This is a genomic window from Microcoleus sp. Pol12B5, assembly GCF_036701335.1.
Taxonomy (GTDB): Bacteria; Cyanobacteriota; Cyanobacteriia; order Cyanobacteriales; family Microcoleaceae; genus Microcoleus.
This window is the reverse complement of the sequence record NZ_JAUBQQ010000119.1, coordinates 1-7,188: the sequence shown is the minus strand read 5'-3', so window position 1 is coordinate 7,188 and position 7,188 is coordinate 1. Positions and strand designations below refer to the sequence as shown.

Sequence of the window (7,188 nt, the reverse complement as noted above, 5' to 3'; positions counted from 1 at the left end):
GTTTTAGGTCGGGGAGTTTTTCCATTCCTTGATCTAATGTCTATCTTGTCTTCTTGTCAAGGGGGTTGAGCAATTACCCTATTTGATTGCAATTATAATTAGCTAGCCAACTACTTAGCGCAGCGAAAACCAGCAATAATTTGCCGCACGCCCGGATAATACCAATTCCGAAAGGTCGATCGCAGAGCCTGCGGAAAAGTCGCCCAACTCCCGCCTTTCAAAACCCGGTGTTCTCCATCAAAATAAACTTGAGAATATCCCCTGTAAGGATAACTTTCAAATCCGGGATAGGCGTCAAAAGTTGAAGCAGTCCACTCCCAAACATTGCCTAACATATCGCAGCAACCCGCCACACTTGCTCCATTGGGAAAGGCATCAACTGGCGAGGTATTGGCAATATTATTGCCATGATTGCACAGGCTGCCGTTTGGCTGTTCTTCTCCCCAAGGATAGATGCGATATGTTTGATTTATTGCATCCCAACTCGCAGCTTTTTCCCATTCAGCTTCCGATGGCAAACGCTTGCCGATAAAGTTGCAGTAAGCTTCGGCTTCGTACCAACTGACACCGCAGACTGGATGATTGTTGAAAGCTGGATTTTCTGACCAGTAAAGCGGTTGAGAGACGGCTTCGCCTTGCAGCCATTTCCAGCCGTCCGCTGACCACCAATCAGGGTTTTGATAGCCGCCGGATTCCATGAAATCTCGGTATTGACCGCAAGCGACGGGATAGCGATCGATCGAGTATGCTTCTAAATAACACAGGTGGCGCGATCGCTCGTTATCCAAAGCCTCAGCAGCATCGCTTCCCATGTAAAATTCTCCGCCCGGAATTTCAATCGCTGAATTGGGAATTGGGAATGGGGCCTGGGGCATCGGGAATTGGGAATTGGGCATTGGGAATTTCTGCTGCTTTATTCCTCGCTTGATTCCTCTGTGTTGTAGAGAATTAATCCGTGTATCCGTGTCCAAATCCGTGTCGTGCCTTGCTTCCTTCTTCCTGTGCATTTGCAACACGAAAGCAACAGTTTCGCAGTGCTGGCTTTCATGCTGAATAATAAACCGCCAGAGACGTTCTTGCTTGTCGATCGGCGCTACTTCCAAATAATCTAACACCTTTTTTCTCACCGCGTCCAGATATAATTCAACTTCAGGTAACGCGGGCAGAAAAACCCGTTGTTTTTTCGGCAAAATATCAGCAGCAAACAGTTGGTGATACTGAGGAAAGACAGGTTCCAAGCCAGCACATCGTTGCAACAGCCACAAATCTTCAGTATAAGCAATGTGACCTAAGTGCCAGCCAACTGGACTGAAATCAGGATGAGCTTGACGGCAAAAAGTATCATAATCGATGTCTGCAAATAGCTTGAAAGTGCCGCTGCGACACTGCTGCAAATCTCGATAAATTGCCTCTCTACAAGATAGGATAGATTTCGATATCACGGTCTACTCCGGTACTGATAATGCTCTGGACTGGACACTCGTGCCAATTGCCAGCAAATAAAGGTTCAGAAGCAATGATGACAGAATCCGGGAAATTTAAATCGTCTCGCAGCCAATAGAGGGAAGGAGGGGTTTTTTGGGAAGCAAAGCGAGAGGCAACGAGCTGGTGTCCGTCGCTGATAATTATATTAGCTGAAAATTCTACTTGGTGAAAGTTTGCTAGCTCTGCCAAAGTTTTCAGCGTGTTTTGTAAAGCAGCTTCTAGAGTCAGATTTCCGGCTGTCAATTCATTGACAAACAAGCCGAAGATATGCTCTGAATCTGTAGTGCCGTTAATTGATTGATAAAGCGTATCGCTGAGGCGATCGCGAATTGGTCTGTAAAGAGTTTGCCGAAAATTCTTCACGAAGCCGTTGTGTACGAACAGCAGGCGATCGTTCTGAAACGGCTGACAGTTGCTCAAATCTACAGCTTGTCCTGAAGTTGCACTGCGAACATATCCGATCGCGCATCCAGATTCAACGTATCGACTGATACTTGGAAGGTTAATGTCACTCCAAATTGGCTGTACATTTTTATAAGTAAACGGGTCAGTATCTAAGTGCGGGTGATACCAACCAATACCAAAACCGTCAGCATTGAGTAGGCCAGAAGTCATTTCGCGGGGCTGGTAACTCTGCACAATTAGGGAATGTTCCGGCTTGTACAGAATAGCATCGAGTAAAATCGGCTCCCCGAGGTAGCCAAGCAAACGGCACATAAAATTTTTGCAGCAATGTGATTAGCATTGTAAGTCATGAGCCGAAAAATTGCCCGATCGCCCATCTTCAGGGCTGGAAGGTTTTTTGTAGGCCGCTGCCAGCATCGCAGTACAAACGATACAGTTAAGGTAGAACCCCTGCAACACAAGGAGACTCTTGAATGTTCATCGACGAACTCATCCCAATGGCGAAAGAATTGATCGAACAGCCGATCGCCTTCGCGGGCGGATTTTTATCTGGCCTGCTTCGACTCAACCTTCACGAAGATCCCGTTAAAAGCTGGATCGACGAGCAAGCTGGTTCAACTTCCTACACTACTCCCCCAGCCGAACCCACCAACGGTAAAAGCACGGGGCCTCAGTCAATCTCGATCGACTAAGGAAAAGCAGTAACATCCTCCCAACGCCAAACTGATTACAGTTATGGCGTGGGTTTCCAAACTTCACAGTTTGGCTTTTCGCGTTTTTCCCTTACGGGATTTCCACACTGGGGTAGATTGAATTGCTCAGTCCCCGCTAGAAAGTCTGCACAGACACTTTCGATTCGCGTATAGCCTTTCTCAGATAGATAAAGTACAATAACAGCAGTGTGTCAACCAGTTCCAAATATCTTGCTGAGAAAGTTAACCTTAGAAAGTTGACGGAATGCAAACTCTATCGCCTTTCCTAATTATTGATAATTTGTTGTGTTGATAAAACTGAAAATATATTTAAGTTTTGACCATCAATTCTCAGGTTTGTGATAAATCGGACAAAGGGGGCGACAAGTATATTACTTTCGCCCTTTTTATTGATGAGTTTCTTTACTTGTTTTGTCTATTTCTATGACCCTTCTCCCTCACTACCCAAGCATTTTTACCTAGTTATGGTAGGTTCTCGGAGCATAATAGCCTCAAATTTAATTGTATCCTTTTACGTCTTAAACTCACTTATATTATAACTTTATTAATTTTTATATAAAGTGGTCGTAAAAAATATTTTCACAGGTTTGTTAGTTTTATTTTTACCCATTGAACTTTTTCTTGAGATAGTTAAGAATGAAGTTATTCAATAGTTGAATTCTTTTTATTTGCCCTCGGCGCTAAAATTAGCAGTTGTTCGACCTTAATTTTGCACGATCACATAAATTAGGTCGCCGAGCGATATTACGGGTTTTAGAAGGCTATTTAAGTAATTTTTTTACAAAAGTGAGAACTCCCAAAAAACAGTTAGGTATTAATTTTTGTGAGATGGCTTCCGTAATGATAAACATCGATAATTTCTTGTCAAAAATCCAGATAATCAGCTTTCATTGCTAGTAATGTATGATGTTTTCAAGGCTTGGCAAACAAACGTGCTGTGAGTGGAGGGGGCGTCCCCTCCACTTATGGTGATGGTGTGACTCTTGAGCGAGTTCTAGTTCATTTATCTTATATTTTATGTTTTACCGTTATGAATGAGACAGCAATATAATACCTCATCTGCCTCACAAAGGCTATATCTCTGAACTCCAAACTTAATTATAATCATACCAATTTTTATAGTTGGCGTGGGCCGGCTTGGTTTGTGTAAAGCCAGGTTTTAACCTGTAGACTAAAGGGATTTATAAAAATGAATTCAGCATGATGACAACCAAAAAGCTACCGTAACTGCGTCGTCACCCAAAATCAATAGTGACTTTCAGGATCGGGAGTTACTCATCAATTAATTACTAATGTTAAAATGTAAAATCTCAAAGGTCAAATCATAATAGGTACTTAATCTACCTGATAAAAGCTATAATATACAAGATATATTGAGGATGGCAGCGAGGAGAACTGTAGTAGAAGGAAGTAGAAATAGTATGTTGAGAAAAATGAATTTACAAACCAGACTTATCGGCGCATTTCTGATTATGGGACTTTTAGTATTTTTAGTTGGCTGGGTAGGAGGGAACTCAACATCTAACCTCAGTCAACACATAGATACTATAGGTAAAAATAATTTACCTAGTATTGAAGCATTATGGAAAATTAACGAGGGACAAACCCAAATTGAGTCATCCGAGAGAGCGCTAATTAATCCGGCACTCAGTCAAGCAGAAAGGCAAGATGCCTTAAACAGAATGGACAAGGCTTGGCAGCAGATTCAAGATGGGTTTAAAGCATACGAAGCCACTCCACGTACCGCAGATGAAAACGCACTATATCAACAAATGCTTAAGTATTGGGAGAAGTGGAAGCAGGAAGATCGAGAACTCCTGCGAATTAATCAAGAATTTGAAAAAGTGGGAATTTTGGATCCTTTGGGCTTGCAGCTAAACCTAATTACTCAAGGTAAAAGTAATTCGCCAGAAATGGCAAGAGCCAAAACAGCTAGTAACCTTTTGAATAAACTCAGTCAGCAATCTAAGGTAATTCGCCTTGAATATATAAAGGCAGAAAAAGCAAATTTAGCCGTAGCTGCATCTAACAGAAAGCAAGCCGACGATGCTTATAAAATCGCTGAAAATGATATTAGGAATACTCAAGTAGCTGTATTATTGGCTATGACAGTTGGACCGCTAACAGCGATTAGTTTAGGAATAGCTTTAAGCATAGCGATCGCCAAACCTTTAGATAAAGCGCTGAAAGGTATTATTAATATGATTGTCAGTTCTTCTACCGAGATCGCTGCTACAATTGAGCAACAGGAACGTGTTGCTGTACAACAAGCTGCTTCTGTTAATCAAACAACTACCACAATGGATGAATTGGGCGCATCATCGAGGCAATCAGCTATGCAAGCCGAGTCAGCCCTTGAGAATGCGAGTAATGTCTTAAACCTGGCAGCAGAAGGCAGTAAAGTGGTGCATAAAACCCAGCAGGGAATGTTGAGTTTGACGGAAAAAGTCGGAGCTATCGCCGAGCAAGTTTTACATTTGAGCCAGCAAACCAATCAGATTGCTAATATTACCAATTTAGTCAGCGATTTGGCTAATCAAACTAATATGCTGGCAATTAACGCTACAGTGGAAGCAGTACGCAGCGGAGAACAAGGAAAAGGGTTTGGGGTGGTGGCGAGGGAAATTCGCCGACTCGCAGATGAAAGCAAAAAATCCTCGGCTCAGATTAATGATTTAGTAAACGATATTAAGAATGCCATTAATAAGACAGTGACGGTAACAGATGAGGGCAAAAAAACTTTAGATAATAGCCTAAAATTGACTGAAGGTACGGCGGATAATTTTAACAATGTTGCTAATGCTATTAACAGTGTTGTTGTCAGCAGTCAGCAAATTTATCTGAATACTAAACAGCAGGCGATCGCTATTGAGCAAGTGGTAGAGGCGATGAATGCTCTGAATAAAGGAGCAACCGAAACAGCCAGCGGTATTACCCAAAGTCGAATTGGCACTCAAACACTTAACAAAGCTGCTTTAAATCTCACATCCTTAGTTTAATTGAGAAAAGTAATATCCTAAACTGGGCATTAAACAGATGAAGATAAAATTTGTCCCATTCCTCATTTCCCATTTGCAATTCCAATTTTGACCCAAGGATTGAAGGTGACATCTCCCCCTTTAGGAAAGGGCTGGGGAGAGGTGAAGTAGGTTTCCTCAAAGGGCTGTCTAGATGTGTATAGCACTTCTCAAGTGAATGAGGTACAGATTTAAATTGTAGATTAAAGAATGGAAGAAGTGGGGAATTGGTAATTAACTGCCAAGTACCTCACGAAAGTTGAGAACCGCTATATCAACGCTGGCGATCCAAAGCAACCTAATATATTAGACCTTGTTAGTGGCTTTGTTCCGGAAGATGTTTGGTGATTCGTCGCCCACCCATCAGTGATCTGATTAAAATCAAATATTGTTCAGGGGTAGGAGTCCTCGCCGCCCCAAAACTCATATCCTCACTCATCCGCAGGGCCAGTGAGGATATGAGTTTTGATTAAGCTAACTATTGCAGCCAGTACCAAGGGTTGGTCAGTGCGGCAAACCCTTTTAGTCAAAGTCGATTGCCCAGTTGTATGGTAGATATAGCGATCGCAAATGATTTGTAAATTATAAATCATGTATAATGAGGACGTTAATCTAAGTAGGAATTGAGATGTCCCAAAAAAAATCGGCAGAAAAATTTGTGGAGTATGAAGTCCAAGCTTTATTGGAACTCGAAAATTTTATTGCCAGCAATCCCGATCCAAGAGAACTCAAAAGAGCCATTTCTGTCCGTATGCTAATCGGAGGGATCGAGCGCGAAACAATTCAACAAATCTTGGGAGTATCGTCTCCATTTATTAGCAAGTGGAAAATTAATTATGCGTTGCATGGAATTGAAGGGCTACGCTTAAATCATCAAGGCTCGCGGGGACAACTTAAGCCAGAAGAACGAGCGGAAGTCATCCAATGGTTAACCAATAAAAACCAGTGGGATTTATCCGAATTATCAAATCATATAGCAGAGCGGTATCAGATTCAATTTCAATCAAAAGCTAGCTACTATCAACTTTTTAAATCAGCGGGAATTAGCTGGAAGAAATCTCAAAAAACGAATCCAAAGCGTGATGAAGAACTCGTCAAAAAAAAGCACCAAGAAATTTGTGAGATTCTGGAACAACACCGCTCGGCTATAGAGTCGAGAAAGCTTGTGGTGTATTTGATTGATGAGTGTCATCTCCTGTGGGGAGATGTCTGTGGCTATATTTGGGGAAGGCGCAACGAAAGAATAGAAATACCGCTGCTGAATGAGAGAGAAAAACAAACTTATTATGGAGCAGTAAATTATTTAACAAAACAGTTTGTTCTCCGAGAATATGCAACGGGAAATTCTGAGAATACAGTAGCTTTCTTAAAAGACTTACAATCTTTAAATCCCGAAGCCAGACATTTGATTATTAGGGATGGAGCCAGCTATAGCCTTTCTCAGAAAAATGAGGTACAATAACAGCAGTGTGTAAACCAGTTAAAAATATCTGATGATGTAACTTGACTGAACGCCCACTCTATGGCTTTGGCTAATTCTTGATAATTAGTAGTCTTGATAGAACGGA

4 protein-coding genes and 1 pseudogene are annotated in these 7,188 nt (G+C 41.8%); 3 read left to right on the top strand and 2 right to left on the bottom strand.

Going from position 1 to position 7,188, the window contains the following annotated elements; translation table 11 throughout:
* Nucleotides 1-110: 110 nt before the first annotated feature.
* Together QUA24_RS26345 and egtC are read right to left on the bottom strand one after the other, a co-directional pair.
* Nucleotides 111-1,442 carry an ergothioneine biosynthesis protein EgtB gene (locus QUA24_RS26345; protein WP_333233304.1) on the bottom strand — a complete coding sequence of 444 codons (1,332 nt, stop codon included), beginning with the start codon at nt 1,440-1,442 and terminating at the stop codon, nt 111-113.
* Nucleotides 1,414-2,202, bottom strand: a complete 789-nt coding sequence (egtC, locus tag QUA24_RS26340) for an ergothioneine biosynthesis protein EgtC (RefSeq protein WP_333233302.1) — start codon at nt 2,200-2,202, stop codon at nt 1,414-1,416. Before egtC ends, QUA24_RS26345 begins: the two co-directional genes overlap by 29 nt.
* Nucleotides 2,203-2,363: 161 nt before the next feature.
* On the opposite strand from egtC, the gene QUA24_RS26335 reads away from it, so the two are divergent.
* From QUA24_RS26335 to QUA24_RS26325, 3 genes and pseudogenes are all read left to right on the top strand, one after another.
* Entirely contained in the window at nt 2,364-2,582 is a 219-nt protein-coding gene (locus QUA24_RS26335; RefSeq protein ID WP_333040721.1) for a hypothetical protein, read from the top strand.
* 1,454 nt (nt 2,583-4,036) lie between these two features.
* Entirely contained in the window at nt 4,037-5,602 is a 1,566-nt protein-coding gene (locus QUA24_RS26330) for a methyl-accepting chemotaxis protein (RefSeq protein WP_333233300.1), read from the top strand.
* 646 nt (nt 5,603-6,248) lie between these two features.
* Nucleotides 6,249-7,052: pseudogene (locus QUA24_RS26325) on the top strand (IS630 family transposase); the annotation flags it as partial.
* Nucleotides 7,053-7,188 lie beyond the last annotated feature (136 nt).

What these genes read in the sequence shown, in the direction of transcription:
- egtC (WP_333233302.1), bottom strand. Translation starts at nt 2,202, where the DNA reads ATGTGCCGTTTGCTTGGCTACCTCGGGGAGCCGATTTTACTCGATGCT.
- QUA24_RS26335 (WP_333040721.1), top strand. Translation starts at nt 2,364, where the DNA reads ATGTTCATCGACGAACTCATCCCAATGGCGAAAGAATTGATCGAACAG.
- QUA24_RS26330 (WP_333233300.1), top strand. Translation starts at nt 4,037, where the DNA reads ATGAATTTACAAACCAGACTTATCGGCGCATTTCTGATTATGGGACTT.